This window comes from Kumtagia ephedrae (assembly GCF_003012745.1).
In the GTDB taxonomy this organism is placed as follows: Bacteria; Pseudomonadota; Alphaproteobacteria; order Rhizobiales; family Rhizobiaceae; genus Kumtagia; species Kumtagia ephedrae.
In genome coordinates this window covers 101,084-114,180 of the sequence record NZ_PXYK01000004.1, presented here as the reverse complement: position 1 = coordinate 114,180, position 13,097 = coordinate 101,084, and the positions used below count along the sequence as shown (strand labels likewise).

14 protein-coding genes are annotated in these 13,097 nt (G+C 65.9%); 9 read left to right on the top strand and 5 right to left on the bottom strand.

Annotated features, from left to right (window positions below):
• Nucleotides 1–47 precede the first annotated feature (47 nt).
• The 5 genes from C7I84_RS05190 (at nt 48) to C7I84_RS05170 (ending at nt 5,856) form a co-directional block, all read left to right on the top strand.
• A complete protein-coding gene (locus C7I84_RS05190; RefSeq protein WP_425351299.1) occupies nt 48–1,631 on the top strand; it encodes an ABC transporter ATP-binding protein in 1,584 nt (527 codons plus the stop codon).
• Nucleotides 1,631–2,722, top strand: coding sequence for an ABC transporter permease (locus C7I84_RS05185; RefSeq protein ID WP_207770968.1), 1,092 nt, complete (start codon nt 1,631–1,633; stop codon nt 2,720–2,722). The genes C7I84_RS05190 and C7I84_RS05185 overlap by 1 nt, the downstream gene beginning before the upstream one ends.
• Nucleotides 2,723–2,724: 2 nt before the next feature.
• Nucleotides 2,725–3,645, top strand: a complete 921-nt coding sequence (locus C7I84_RS05180; RefSeq protein ID WP_106771093.1) for an ABC transporter permease — start codon at nt 2,725–2,727, stop codon at nt 3,643–3,645.
• A gap of 73 nt (nt 3,646–3,718) precedes the next feature.
• Nucleotides 3,719–4,789, top strand: a complete 1,071-nt coding sequence (locus tag C7I84_RS05175; RefSeq protein WP_106771092.1) for a BMP family ABC transporter substrate-binding protein — start codon at nt 3,719–3,721, stop codon at nt 4,787–4,789.
• A 326-nt stretch (nt 4,790–5,115) separates the two neighbouring features.
• Complete coding sequence (locus C7I84_RS05170; RefSeq protein WP_106771091.1) at nt 5,116–5,856, top strand: ATP-binding cassette domain-containing protein; 741 nt, start codon at nt 5,116–5,118, stop codon at nt 5,854–5,856.
• On the opposite strand, the gene C7I84_RS31010 is transcribed toward C7I84_RS05170, so the two are convergent.
• Nucleotides 5,831–5,956 (bottom strand): hypothetical protein, encoded by a 126-nt coding sequence (locus C7I84_RS31010; protein ID WP_425351303.1) that lies wholly within the window; start codon nt 5,954–5,956, stop codon nt 5,831–5,833. The two genes, C7I84_RS05170 and C7I84_RS31010, sit on opposite strands and share 26 nt — an antisense overlap.
• On the opposite strand from C7I84_RS31010, the gene C7I84_RS05165 reads away from it, so the two are divergent.
• The 3 genes from C7I84_RS05165 to C7I84_RS05155 all read left to right on the top strand — a co-directional run bounded on the left by C7I84_RS05165 (nt 5,915) and on the right by C7I84_RS05155 (nt 8,839).
• Nucleotides 5,915–6,973, top strand: a complete 1,059-nt coding sequence (locus tag C7I84_RS05165) for an ABC transporter permease (protein WP_425351302.1) — start codon at nt 5,915–5,917, stop codon at nt 6,971–6,973. The genes C7I84_RS31010 and C7I84_RS05165 overlap by 42 nt on opposite strands.
• Before the next feature lie 59 nt (nt 6,974–7,032).
• Nucleotides 7,033–8,037, top strand: coding sequence for a substrate-binding domain-containing protein (locus C7I84_RS05160; protein ID WP_106771089.1), 1,005 nt, complete (start codon nt 7,033–7,035; stop codon nt 8,035–8,037).
• 169 nt (nt 8,038–8,206) lie between these two features.
• Nucleotides 8,207–8,839 (top strand): glutathione S-transferase family protein, encoded by a 633-nt coding sequence (locus tag C7I84_RS05155; protein ID WP_106771088.1) that lies wholly within the window; start codon nt 8,207–8,209, stop codon nt 8,837–8,839.
• A 12-nt stretch (nt 8,840–8,851) separates the two neighbouring features.
• On the opposite strand, the gene rimO is transcribed toward C7I84_RS05155, so the two are convergent.
• The 3 genes from rimO to C7I84_RS05140 form a co-directional block, all read right to left on the bottom strand.
• A complete protein-coding gene (gene rimO / locus C7I84_RS05150; RefSeq protein WP_106771277.1) occupies nt 8,852–10,171 on the bottom strand; it encodes a 30S ribosomal protein S12 methylthiotransferase RimO in 1,320 nt (439 codons plus the stop codon).
• 154 nt (nt 10,172–10,325) lie between these two features.
• On the bottom strand, nt 10,326–11,021 hold the full coding sequence (locus C7I84_RS05145; protein ID WP_106771087.1) for a TerC family protein: 696 nt from the start codon (nt 11,019–11,021) through the stop codon (nt 10,326–10,328).
• A 132-nt stretch (nt 11,022–11,153) separates the two neighbouring features.
• Nucleotides 11,154–11,600 (bottom strand): Ros/MucR family transcriptional regulator, encoded by a 447-nt coding sequence (locus C7I84_RS05140; protein ID WP_106771086.1) that lies wholly within the window; start codon nt 11,598–11,600, stop codon nt 11,154–11,156.
• A gap of 214 nt (nt 11,601–11,814) precedes the next feature.
• Between C7I84_RS05140 and C7I84_RS05135 the strand changes: the two genes are divergently transcribed.
• Complete coding sequence (locus tag C7I84_RS05135) at nt 11,815–12,210, top strand: hypothetical protein (RefSeq protein ID WP_106771085.1); 396 nt, start codon at nt 11,815–11,817, stop codon at nt 12,208–12,210.
• A 329-nt stretch (nt 12,211–12,539) separates the two neighbouring features.
• Here C7I84_RS05135 and C7I84_RS05130 read toward each other — a convergent pair whose 3' ends face one another.
• Nucleotides 12,540–12,899 carry a hypothetical protein gene (locus tag C7I84_RS05130; protein ID WP_133170059.1) on the bottom strand — a complete coding sequence of 120 codons (360 nt, stop codon included), beginning with the start codon at nt 12,897–12,899 and terminating at the stop codon, nt 12,540–12,542.
• Nucleotides 12,900–13,097: the final 198 nt, after the last annotated feature.

The following is a 13,097-nucleotide window of genomic DNA, read 5'->3' as shown; positions in this document are numbered from 1 at the left end:
CGCGCCTACGATAGGTGCGGGAACATAGAACACATCTGGAAACCAGAGTGGGAGGCACTGTGGGTGCACAACCGGGCGCGGCGGCCGCGAACCTGCTCGAGGTGCGCGGGCTGACCAAGATCTTCGGCTCGCTGAAAGCCTGCGACCATGTCGACCTGACGGTGCGCAGGGGCGAGATCCATGCGCTGCTCGGCGAGAACGGCGCCGGCAAGTCGACGCTGGTGAAGATGCTGTTCGGCTCGCTGGAGCCCAATGCCGGCGAGATTTTCTGGGACGGCCAGCCGGTGCGCATCGCCAGCCCGCACGCCGCGCGAAAGCTCGGCATCGGCATGGTGTTCCAGCATTTTTCGCTGTTCGACGCGCTGACGGCGGCGGAGAATATCGCGCTGTCGCTCGACGACGACACGCCGATCGCCACCATCGCCGCCAAGGCGCAGGCGCTGTCGCACAGCTACGGCCTGCCGCTCGACCCCTATGCGCTGGTCGGCGACCTCTCGGTCGGGGAGCGCCAGCGCATCGAGATCATCCGCTGCCTGCTGCAGGTGCCGCAACTGATCATCCTCGACGAGCCGACCTCGGTGCTCACCCCGCAGGAGGCGGACAGGCTGTTCGAGACGCTCGACCGGCTGCGCGCCGAGGGCAAGTCGATCCTCTACATCTCGCATCGTCTGGAGGAGGTGAAGCGCATGTGCGATTCCGCCACCGTGCTGCGCCATGGCAAGGTCGTCGGCCACTGCGACCCGCGCCGCGAGACCGCGTCGTCGCTGGCGCGCATGATGGTCGGCAACGACGTGCAGGCGGTAGTGCGCGAGCCGGCGGAAGGCATGGACAAGGCGCCGGTGCTGCTGGAGGTGAAAAAGCTGTCGCGCGCTCCGGCGACGTCCTTCTCGATTCCTCTGCGCGACATCAGCCTTGGAGTCCGGGCCGGCGAAGTGATCGGCATCGCCGGCGTGGCGGGCAACGGCCAGGGCGAGTTTTTCGAGGCCGTGTCGGGCGAGATGGCGCAGGCGGATGCGGCAAGCGTGCGCATCCGCGGCAAGGATGCCGGGCGCCTTTCGATCTCCGAGCGGCGGCGGCTGGGCGCCGCCTTCGTCCCGGAGGAGCGGCTCGGCCATGGCGCCGCGCCGCGCATGAAGCTGTCGGAAAACCTGCTGCTGTCGCGCCACGCCACCGACGACAAGGCCTTCATCGGTCCCGGCGGAACGATCCGGACCGGCGCCGTCGATGCCGCCGCGCAGCGCATCATCGCCGCCATGGACGTGCGCAAGAGCGCCCGCGATCCGGAGGCGGCCGCGCTATCCGGCGGCAACCTGCAGAAATTCATCATCGGCCGCGAGCTCGACCGCCGGCCTGCCGTGATGGTGGTGAACCAGCCGACCTGGGGCGTCGACGCGGGTGCGGCGGCAAAGATCCGCCAGGCGCTGATCGGGCTGGCGCGCGCCGGCTCGGCCGTGCTGGTGATCAGCCAGGATCTCGACGAACTGTTCGAGATCTCCGATGCCATCGCCGTCATGCACAATGGCCAACTGTCGAAGCCGCTGCCGATCGCCGAGGCGACGTTCGAGAAGATTGGCCTCTTGATGGGCGGCGCCGAGCCCGGCCATGTCGAGCCGGCGATGGAGGTCGCCTGATGCGCGTCGAACTGATCAAGCGGCCGCAGCAGTCGGCGCTGTTCTCGGCGGTCTCGCCCTTCATCGCGCTGGCGCTGACACTGGTCGCCGGCGCCATCATGTTCTCCCTGCTGGGCAAGAGCCCGCTGGATGCGCTGTATTATTATTTCATCGATCCTCTGCGCGAGGTCTGGTCGCTGCACGAGCTGGCGATCAAGGCGGCGCCGCTCATCCTGATCGCCGTCGGGCTCGCCGTCTGCTACCTCTCCAACAACTGGAACATCGGCGCCGAGGGCCAGTTTATCATCGGCGCCATGGCCGGCTCGATCCTGCCGATCATATTTCCGGATTTCCAGGGCTGGTACGTGCTGCCCCTGATGCTGCTCATGGGGATCGCCGGCGGCGCGGCCTATGGCGCGATTCCGGCCTTGCTCAAGGTGCGCTTCAACACCAACGAGATCCTCACCAGCCTGATGCTCGTCTATGTCGCGCAGCTCTTCCTCGACTGGATGGTACGCGGCCCCTGGCGCAATCCGGAAGGCAACAATTTTCCGGAAACCCGCCGCTTCCATGTCGACGCCATCCTGCCGGAGATTCTTCCGTCGTCCGGCCGCGCCAATCTCGGCTTCGTCTTCGCCATCCTTGCCGCGATCGTCGTCTGGTTCCTGGTGACCCGCACCCTCAAGGGCTTCGAGGTGCGCGTGCTGGGGTCGAGCCCGCGCGCCGGACGCTTCGCCGGCTTTTCGGCCAAGAAGATGGTGTTCTTCGCCTTCATGTTGTCGGGCGGGCTGGCCGGCCTCGCCGGCATCTCCGAGGTGTCGGGCGCGATCGGCCAGCTCCGCCCGGTGATCTCGCCCGGCTACGGCTTTGCCGCCATCATCGTCGCCTTCCTCGGCCGGCTGAACCCGCTCGGCATCATCGCGTCGGGCCTCATCCTGGCGCTCACCTATCTCGGCGGCGAGGCGGCGCAGATCTCGCTCGGCCTGTCCGACAAGGTGGTGCGGGTCTTCCAGGGCATGCTGCTGTTCTTCGTGCTCGGCTGCGACACCCTCATCCACTACCGCGTCCGCCTCGTCGGCTTCGGCGCGAAGCCGGCCGTCGAGGGAGCCTGACCATGGGGATCGCCGAAAGCATCCTGCTGACGATCGCCACGGCAGCGACGCCGCTCCTGATCGCCGCGCTCGGCGAGCTGGTGGTCGAGCGCTCCGGCGTGCTCAACCTCGGCGTCGAGGGCATGATGGTGATGGGCGCGGTCTGCGGCTTCGTCGCTGCCGCGCTCACCGGCTCGCCATGGCTCGGCGTGCTGGCGGCGATCGTCGTCGGGGCGCTGTTCTCGCTGCTGTTCGGTTTCCTGACGCTCAGCGTCGCCACCAACCAGGTCGCCACCGGCCTGTCGCTGACGCTGCTCGGCCTCGGCCTGTCCGGCATGATCGGCGAAGGCTTCGTCGGCCAGGCCGGACAGAAGCTGCCCAGCCTCTATATTCCCGGTCTCTCCGACCTGCCGCTGGTCGGCCGGCTGGTGTTCGGCCAGGACCCCATCTTCTACATGTCGATCGCACTCACCGTCGGCATCATGTGGTTCCTGTTCCGCACCCGCGCCGGTCTGACGCTGCGCTCGATCGGCGACAACCACGCCTCGGCCCATGCGCTCGGCATTCCGGTGATCGCCTACCGCTACCTCGCCGTCATGTTCGGCGGCGCCTGCGCGGGACTGGCGGGCGCGCATCTGTCGCTCGTCTACACGCCGCAATGGGTGGAGAACATGACGGCCGGGCGCGGCTGGATCGCGCTGGCGCTGGTGGTGTTCGCCTCCTGGCGGCCGCTCAGGGTGCTGGCGGGCGCCTATCTGTTCGGCGCCGTCACCATCGGCCAGATCCACGTGCAGGCGCTCGGCTACGGCATTCCTTCTCAACTGCTTTCTTCGCTGCCCTATCTGGCGACGATCGTCGTTCTCGTTCTAATTTCGCGCAACAGGCGGCTTACCATGATGAACACGCCGGCTTCGCTCGGCCGCGCGTTCGTGCCTGACAGGTAGGGCGGGGGACTTGCACTGCACAACGATAACAAACGGTAGGCCCGAGCAGCTCAAACCACAGAGGATCGCAAAAATGAAGAAGATCGTATTCGCACTGGCCGCGGTGCTTGCCGCCGGCGTTTCGGTGCCGGCGATGGCGCAGGACAAGATCAAGGCCTGCTTCGTCTATATCGGCCCCAAGACCGACGGTGGCTGGACGCAGGCGCATGACGTCGGCCGCCAGATGGTCGACAAGGAGCTCGGCGAAAAGGTCGAGACCCAGTTCGTGGAGAACGTACCGGAAGGACCGGACGCCGAGCGCGTCATCGAGCGCTTCGCCCGCTCCGGCTGCGCCATCGTCTTTACCACCTCCTTCGGCTACATGGACCAGACGCTGGCCGTGGCGCAGAAATTCCCGGACGTGAAGTTCGAGCACGCCACCGGCTACAAGACCGCGCCCAACCTCACCACCTACAATTCACGCTTCTACGAAGGCCGCTACATCATCGGCCAGATCGCCGCGAAGGTGTCGAAGACTGGGGTGGCCGGCTACATCGCCTCCTTCCCGATCCCCGAGGTGGTGCAGGGCATCAACGCCTTCACGCTCGGCGCGCAGACGGTCAATCCGGACTTCAAGCTGAAGGTCGTGTGGGTCAACACCTGGCACGACGCCGGCAAGGAGGCCGACGCCGCCAAGGCGCTGATCGACCAGGGCGTCGACATCCTGACCCAGCACACCGACTCGGCCGCACCCATGCAGATCGCCGAGGAGCGCGGCATCAAGGCGTTCGGCCAGGCCTTCGACCAGATCCAGGCCGGCCCCAAGGCGCAGATGACGGCGATCATCGACACCTGGGGGCCCTATTACGTCAAGCGCATCAAGATGGTGCTCGACGGCACCTGGAAGGGAGGCGAATCGAGTTGGGACGGCCTCAAGGACGGCATCCTGACCATGGCGCCCTACACCAACATGCCCGACGACGTGAAGAAGGCCGCCGAGGAGACCGAGGCCCAGATCAAGTCGGGCGAGCTGAAGCCCTTCACCGGCCCGATCACCAAGCAGGACGGCACGGAATGGCTGAAGGCCGGCGAAACGGCCGACGACAAGACGCTGCTCGGCCTGAACTTCTACGTCAAGGGCGTGGACGACAAGCTGCCGCAATAACAACTGGAGCCTTCGCATCTCACGGAAAGGGCGCCCGCTGTGGCGCCCTTTTTTGTCGCCGGCAGGGGAACGGCCACATCGTCCAGGCCCGGCTCTCGCCGCCACTTCCCAGACACGTCGATAGGAGGTGACGGCGCGTGATTTCTCTGCTTAGCTAATCTGGTCCGACCAGCGACATGAGCAAACCGGGGAACGCTGGTAATCTCTTGCCGCTCCGGAACGGATTGTGTAACTTTTGTTGCAATAAAGGAAAAACCGCAATAGACATTCCATAGAGGGATGCGGAGTGAAAGGCCGTAAGAGCCAAGACCGCAGGGAGGAAACGCGTGGCTTTGCTGGACGTGCGGAGCATTTCGAAGAGCTTCGGGGCTATCCGCGCCTTGTCGGAGGTGGACTTCTCTGTGCAGGCCGGCGAGGTCGTCGGGCTCATGGGCGACAATGGCGCCGGCAAGTCCACGATGGTCAAGCTGATTGCCGGCAACTTTCCGCCGAGCGAGGGCGAGATCGTGGTAGGCGGCAAGGTCTGCCATTTCCACAAGCCGATCGAGGCGCGGGCGGAAGGCATCGAGGTCGTCTACCAGGATCTGGCGCTGGCCGACAATCTGACGGCCGCGCAGAACGTTTTCCTCGGACGCGAGATCAGGAAGGGCATCTGGCCGTTCCGCGTGCTGAACAAGCAGGCGATGATCGACCGCGCCGCCGAACTGTTCGCCGAGCTGAAGTCGGAGACACGGCCGCGCGACCTGGTCAAGAAGATGTCGGGCGGCCAGCGTCAGGCGGTGGCGATCGCCCGTACCCGTCTTTCCAACGCCAAGCTGGTGCTGATGGACGAGCCGACCGCGGCGATCTCGGTGCGGCAGGTCGCCGAGGTGCTGGAACTGATCCGCAGGCTGAAGGCGCGCGGCGTTTCGGTGATGCTGATCAGCCACCGCATGCCGGACGTGTTCGCCGTCTGCGACCGCATCATCGTGCTCCGGCGCGGCTCCAAGGTTGCGGACAAGAGAACCGACACCACTTCGCCCGAAGAGATCACGGGCCTCATCACGGGAGCGATCCGTGACGCCTAGTCAGCCGATGTCCCAAGCCATGCCGGCGGCCGAGTTGCGCGAGCAGGACCACGCCGCGATCGCCGACATCGTCGGCATCAAGGAGCAGACGCTGTTCCAGCGCTTCCTCGCCAGCCAGGCCTTCTGGGTCGCGATCGCGCTCTTCGTGCTAGTCGTCTTCATGACATGGCTGGAGCCCAGCTTCGGGACATCCAGCAATGTCACCAACATCACCCGCAATTTCGCGCCGATCGCCATCATGGGGCTCGGCATGACCGTGGTGCTGATCACCGGCGGCATCGACCTTTCGGTCGGCTCGGTGATGGGCCTAGTCGCCATCGTCGCCGGCCTGCTGCTCACCTGGCACCAGCCCTGGTACGTGGCCTTCGGCGCCGGGCTGCTGGCGGGCCTTGCCTGCGGCGCCTTCAACGGCTTCTTCGTCGCCTATGTCGGCATGCCGTCCTTCGTGGTGACGCTCGGCATGCTGTCGATCGCCCGCTCGCTCGCGGTCGTGCTGTCGGGCAACCAGATGCTCTACCAGTTCGGCGCGGACGCGCCGATCGTCAAGGCGATCGGCCAAGCGAAATGGCCGCTGCGCGAGCCGGCCGGCTGGGCGCCCGCCTGGATGCCGGAATTCTCCTCGCATTTCTGGGTGATGGTGGTGCTGGCGCTGATCGTCGGCTTCTGGTTCAACTTCACCGCCTGGGCGCGCCATCTCTTCGCCATCGGCGGAAACGAGAACGCCGCGCGCATGACCGGCGTGCCGGTCGACTGGATAAAGTTCCAGGCCTATGTCTTTTCCGCCTTCACCGCCTCCATCGCCTCGCTGCTGCTGCTCGGCTACAGCGGCTCGGCCATCAACGCGATGGGCACCGGCTACGAGTTGCGGGTGATCGCCGGCACGGTCATAGGCGGCGCCAGCCTGATGGGCGGCTACGGCACGGCCTTCGGCGCGGTGATCGGCGCGGCGTTCCTCGAAGTCATCCGCAACGCGCTGCTGATGGCCGGGATCGATTCGAACTGGCAGGGCGCCTTCGTCGGCGGCTTCATCATTCTTGCTGTGCTTCTTGGCATGCAGACGTCCGGAAGGTCGCTGCGTGGGATGCTGGAGGGCATGTTCACCGGGAAGCACAAATAGAAGCCGGCGGTCGGAGGGCCGCCGATAGACAGGTAAAACAACAAAGGTGGAGGAGTAACGTGAAGAAGTATGTTTTGACGGCCGCCGTGGCGTTTTCGGCGCTTATGGCGGGCCAGGCCTATGCCCAGGAGAAGTTCACCTTCGCGCTGGTACCGAAGAACATGAACAACCCGTTCTTCGACCAGGCGCGCGACGGCTGCAAGAAGGCCGAAGCCGAAGCCAACGGCGCCTTCGAGTGCATGTATATCGGCCCGGGCGAGCATGGCGGCGGCGAGGAGCAGGTTCAGATCGTGCAGGATCTGGTCGCCAAGAAGGTCGACGGCATCGCCGTCGCGCCGTCCAACGCGGCCGCTATGGCCGTCGCCCTGCAGGCGGCCAAGGATGCCGGCATCCCGGTGCTCACCTGGGACTCCGACATGCTGCCGGAAAATGCCGATCTGCGGCTCGCCTATGTCGGCACCCACAACTACGAGATCGGCGTCAACCTCGCCAAGCTGGTGCAGGCGATCAAGCCGGAAGGCGGCAGCATCTGCATCCAGTCGGGCGGCGCGGCGGCGGCCAACCACAACGAGCGCATGCAAGGCATCCGCGACACGCTCGCCGGTGCGAAGTCGGCCGCGTCGCCGGGCGACCGGCTGACCGGCCAGAACGGCTGGACGGAAGCCGAGGGCTGCCCGCTCTACACCAATGACGACTTCCCGCTGTCGGTCCAGCAGTTCCAGGACTTCATGGCGAAGATGCCGGACCTCGACGCCTTCGTGCCGACCGGCGGCTTCCCGCAGTTCATCCCGGATGCCAACCGGGCCGCCGTGACGCCGTTCAAGGACAAGATTTCCTCGAAGGCGCTTGCGCTGGTCGTCGCCGACACGTTGCCGGTGCAGATGGACCAGATGAAGGAAGGCCTGTCGCTCGGCCAGGTCGGGCAGCGCCCGTTCGAGATGGGCTACAAGACCATGTTCGCGTTGAAGGACATCAAGGAGGGCAAGCCGGCCCCGGCCGACCCGACCTATACGGGCCTCGACGTCTGCACGCCCGAGACCGCCGACACCTGCATCGCCAAGTGACGGGCTGTCTTTGAAGCCGGGCGGGCGAGGGGGAACTCTCGCCCGCCTTTCCGTGTCGGCCGTTCTGGAACGAGGCGGCGATCGAGGCAGGCAGTTGACATCTCCTGACAGTCGGTTGTCAGGAGCGCCATGGTAGAAATCCCTCCGACATCAGATGCGGAGGAGGAAAATGCTGAAATTCTACCATGCGCCGTGGTCGCGCGGTTCGGGCGTGCTCTGGCTGATGGAGGAGCTTGGCGTCGACTACGAGCTTGTCCATATCGACATCCGCGCCGAAGGTGGCGTGCCGGAGGACTACCGGAGGATCCAGCCGAACAAGAAGGTGCCGGCGATCGAGCATGACGGCGTCGTCATCACCGAGCGCGCCGCGATCACCACCTATCTGGCGGATGCGTTTCCGCAGGCGGGCCTGGCGCCGGCGATCGGCGACCCTATGCGCGGTCCTTACCTGACCGCATTGGTCTACTGCGATGCGGTTTTCGACCCCGCCATCTCCGCTCACGCGCATGGCCTGACATATAAGAGCGGCGACTATTCCTTCGGCCTGTTCGACGACATGGTCGCCTATGTCGAGCGCAAGCTCACGGAAAATCCCTTCGCCGCGGGCGACCGTTTTACCGCGGCCGACATCCAGCTCGCGTCGGGCATCGGCTACACGATGGTGCAGATGAAGAAACTGCCGGAGCGGCCCGCCTTCACCGCCTATCTGGAACGGGTCGGCGACCGCCCGGCCTGGAAGCGTGCCCAGGCTAAGGACCATGCGCTGGCGAAGACGGTGCCTGCCTGGGAAGGCAAGGTGTGATCGGATGGGATGTCAGACCGCCTGGCCGTAGAGGTCGTAGGCGTCGGCGCGCTCGATCTTCACCGTGACGATGTCGCCTGCCCGCAGCGGCCGGCGCGACGAGACATGCACCGCTCCGTCGATCTCCGGCGCGTCGTATCTGGTCCGGCCCTTTCCGGCGCCGCCATTCGCCTCGTCGATGATGACCGGCAGGCGCTTGCCGACCTTCTTCTGCAGCTGCGTGGCGGAGATTTTCTGCTGGCGCTGCATGAAGCGGTGCCAGCGGCTTTCCTTGACCTCCTGCGGCACCTCGGCAAGGCCGAGCTCGTTGGAGCGCGCGCCCGCCACCGGCTCGTATTTGAAGCAGCCGGCACGGTCGATCTTCGCCTCGTCCAGCCAGTCGAGCAGCATCTGGAAATCGTCTTCGGTCTCGCCGGGAAAGCCGACGATGAAGGTCGAGCGGATGGCAAGGTCGGGGCAGGCGTCGCGCCAGCCGCGGATGCGCTCCAGAGTCTTCTCGCCATGGGCTGGGCGGCGCATGTTCTTCAGCACCGCCGGTGAGGCGTGCTGGAAGGGGATGTCGAGATAGGGAAGGATCTTCCCCTCCGCCATCAGCGGAATGACGTCCGCGACATGCGGGTAGGGGTAGACGTAGTGGAGGCGCACCCACATGCCGAGATCGCCGAGCTCTTTTGCGAGGTCGTGGAACTTCGCCCGCACCTCGCGATCCTGGAAGCGGCTCGCCTCGTATTTCACGTCGACGCCGTAGGCGCTGGTGTCCTGCGAGATCACCATTATCTCCTTGACGCCGGCCTTGGCCAGTTTTTCGGCCTCGCGCAGCACGTCGGCGGCGGGCCGCGACACCAGATCGCCGCGCAGCGCCGGGATGATGCAGAAGGTGCAGCGGTTGTTGCAGCCCTCGGAGATCTTCAGATAGGCGTAGTGGCGCGGTGTCAGCTTTATGCCTTGCGGCGGCAGCAGGTCGACCAGCGGGTCGTGTTGCGGCGGCGCTGCCTCGTGCACGGCGGCCATGACGCTCTCATAGGCCTGCGGACCGGTGATGGCGAACACGTTCGGATGCTTCTCGCGGATCAGCTCGGGGGTCGCGCCCATGCAGCCGGTGACGATGACCTTGCCGTTCTCCTTCATCGCCGTGCCGATGGCGCTGAGCGATTCATCGCGGGCGGAATCGAGGAAGCCGCAGGTGTTGACGACGACCAGGTCGGCGCCGTCGTGCTTGCGGGCGATTTCATAACCCTCGGCGCGCAGGCGGGTAAGGATGCGTTCGGAATCGACCAGTGCCTTGGGGCAACCGAGGCTGACGAAGCTGACGCGAGGTGCGGTGGCGGACATTGTCGGGCCCTTCAACGGCGAAAGCCGGAACCGTTTGAAGGTCCGGCCTTGCCTGAACGTGTTTGTGCGATCGGCGAGCGCGCTGCGCTCAATTCGCGCGGCGCAATAACACAGTTCCGCCTGCAGGAAAACCGCGACGCGGCGTCCCGCCGCCTCAGTGGCCGGCGGCGCCCGGCGCACCGAACCAGGCGCCCAGAACCGAAAGCTGCTCCGGCCATTGCCCGTAGGCGCCCTTCAGCGTCATCTCGATCGCCACGTAGAGGATGACCAGCAGGCCGATATAGGCGATCCAGCGATATTTATGCAGCAGCCGCGCGATGAAGGAGGCGGCGAAGCCCATCAGCGCGATGGAGAGCGCCAGCCCGATGATCAGCACCGTCGGGTGGTCCATCGCGGCGCCGGCCACCGCCAGCACGTTGTCGAGCGACATCGACACGTCGGCAATGACGATCTGCCAGGCGGCCTGGGCGAAGGTCTTGCGCCGCGCGCCGCTGGCGACCGCGCCGCTCTTGTCGTAGTCGGTATCGGAGAGCGCCTCGGTCGCCTCGTGCTCTTCCTCGTGCGTGGTCCTGAGCTCGCGCCACATCTTCCAGCAGACATAGAGCAGCAGGATGCCGCCGCCGATGAGCAGGATCGGTCCGATCTGCAGGAGCTGCTGGGTGATCAGCGCGAAGACGATGCGCAGCACGGTGGCCGCGATGATGCCGACGAGGATGGCTTTCTTGCGCTGATCCGCGGGCAGGCCGGCCGCCGCCAGGCCGATCACGATGGCATTGTCGCCGGCAAGCACCAGGTCGATGGCGATGACCTGCAGCAAGGCGGAAAAACCGGCGGCCGTGAAGATTTCCATTAGTGGAGGAGCCTCGTGAGGATCTGGTCGCGTGGTGGCCTACCGGGCGCGCATCTCAGCGTCAAGCACGCACTGCCTCGACCACGTCACGGCTGCCGCCACCGGCGCCGAGCTGGGCGGCGAAGAGGGTCGTCAGCCCTTGGCCTTGCGCGGCCGGCCGCGGGTCTTGCGCGGCGCCGGGGCTTCCGCCTTGCGGCCAAGGCCCATCGATTTGGCCAGGGTCGAGCGCGTCGTGGCGTAGTTGGGAGCGACCATCGGATAATCGGCCGGCAGGTTCCATTTCGCACGGTACTGTTCCGGCGTCATGCCGTACTGCGTGGCGAGATGCCGCTTCAGCGACTTGAACTTGCGGCCGTCCTCGAGAGAGACGATGTAGTCGGGCGTCACAGACTTCTTGATCGGCACGGCAGGGGTAAGCGGCACGCTCTCGGGTGCCGGCCTGTCTGCCAATTTGTCGAGGGAGCTGTGTACACTGGCAACAAGATCGGCGAGGTTGGCCATCGGCACGCTGTTCTTCGACACATAGGCCGACACGATCGACACGGTCAATTCCAGCTTTGACGTCTGCTCTTCGTTCACGGTCTTCCTCCGCAAGTATCCGCCAGCGCTCTACAGCAAAAATCGGGCGAATCAAAATTCTTTTTAAGAAACCGGACGGCCCGAATCCTTCACGTCGCGGCAGGTATGCCGGCGGTCAACGGCGTGCGAAGTCATACCGCAAAAAAGCCAAAGACTGGGCCGATGCCAAATACGCGCATTTGGCGCGACGGTGCGAGGAGGACGGGAGAACATCATGAAGAACTTGGCGATTTTCGCCGCCGTGGCGATGCTGGCGGGCCTTGGCGCGCTGCCGGCCACGACGGTCCCGGCCGGCGCGCAGGGAATCGAGCTCGAGATCGGGCCGGACGGATCACGCATGCGGCTGCGCGACGATTGCAACCCGCGCTATGAGCGATGCCGACGCGAAGACTGGCGCGACGACGAGGGGCGCCGCGACGACTGGCGCCGCGAGCGGCGGCGTTTCTGCACGGAGGACCGGGCGCTGGACAAGGCGGAACGGATGGGCATCCGGCGTGCCCGCATCGTCGGGGCCAACCGCCGGGTCATCGAGGTCCGCGGACGCGACCGCTTCGGCCAGCGGGTCCACATAGCCTTCGGCCGCGAGCGGAACTGCCCCGTCCTCGGCTGATCGGCGTGCCGGACGACTCCGCCGACAGCCGCGCCGATGAGGCCCGCGACGTGGCTCTCGACCCGGTGAGTGGAATGCCATGGCATTCGCCCGGAAGCGGGAACCGGTTTCCGGCGGAATGCGCGAGCGACAAACGTCGAGTTCGTCGCGCACACCGATTCGACGCGGTCCCTTCGGGCGGATTTCTTGGCCGGCGAGCGGGCGGCAACAAAAAAAGGCCGGGGAACCCGACCTTCTCTGGGGCGTCCCCAACCTGCCGATACATCCACGGTCAGGCAGGAACGATCCTGCTATAGGCGAGCAGCATGACAGGCTCGTGACTCTCCAGGCTACAGGCAGACCACGCGGATGCGTCCGTCGGCCGCCGCCTCGTTGCGGCACTGCACGCTGCGCGGCGTGTCGGCCTTCATGCGCGGCAGGAGCCGTCCGGGCTGGCGGCGCGGCGCGGAAACCCGTGGCGGCGGCCCGTCGTCGGAAGCGACTGGTTGCGGCGTCGGCGGAAACTCGACGAGCCGGCTGGGCGCCTCGAGGTCGGTCCTGCGCGTCTCCAGGCGAGGCATGCCGTCGGAAACCATCTGAGCGGTATAGGCGGGAACGATGGTGCCGTCATACATCCGCGCGCAGCCGGACGCCGCGAGGCAGGCGGCGATGGACATCGACAGGCGGGCACAGGTCTTCCAGGCAGGCATCTGGTCAGGTCATTCCGGGTGCGCCGGTCAGGCCGGCTCGGCGGCAACCTAATGCAATGTATCGTCGGGCGAAACCGTTCCGAAGGAAGGAATGGGCGCGGGGCGAACAAAGAATGCACCAACCTGTAAGAGCCGGTGATCGGAAGAGCATGCAGGCATGTCGGGGGAACTTATCTTGCCGGCCATGTGCGGCAGGTC

Excerpts from the sequence above, each read along its gene's own strand:
- C7I84_RS05185 (WP_207770968.1), top strand. The coding sequence starts at position 1,631 with ATGCGCGTCGAACTGATCAAGCGGCCGCAGCAGTCGGCGCTGTTCTCG.
- C7I84_RS05180 (WP_106771093.1), top strand. The coding sequence starts at position 2,725 with ATGGGGATCGCCGAAAGCATCCTGCTGACGATCGCCACGGCAGCGACG.
- C7I84_RS05175 (WP_106771092.1), top strand. The coding sequence starts at position 3,719 with ATGAAGAAGATCGTATTCGCACTGGCCGCGGTGCTTGCCGCCGGCGTT.
- C7I84_RS05155 (WP_106771088.1), top strand. The coding sequence starts at position 8,207 with ATGCTGAAATTCTACCATGCGCCGTGGTCGCGCGGTTCGGGCGTGCTC.
- rimO (WP_106771277.1), bottom strand. The coding sequence starts at position 10,171 with ATGTCCGCCACCGCACCTCGCGTCAGCTTCGTCAGCCTCGGTTGCCCC.
- C7I84_RS05145 (WP_106771087.1), bottom strand. The coding sequence starts at position 11,021 with ATGGAAATCTTCACGGCCGCCGGTTTTTCCGCCTTGCTGCAGGTCATC.
- C7I84_RS05135 (WP_106771085.1), top strand. The coding sequence starts at position 11,815 with ATGAAGAACTTGGCGATTTTCGCCGCCGTGGCGATGCTGGCGGGCCTT.
- C7I84_RS05130 (WP_133170059.1), bottom strand. The coding sequence starts at position 12,899 with ATGCCTGCCTGGAAGACCTGTGCCCGCCTGTCGATGTCCATCGCCGCC.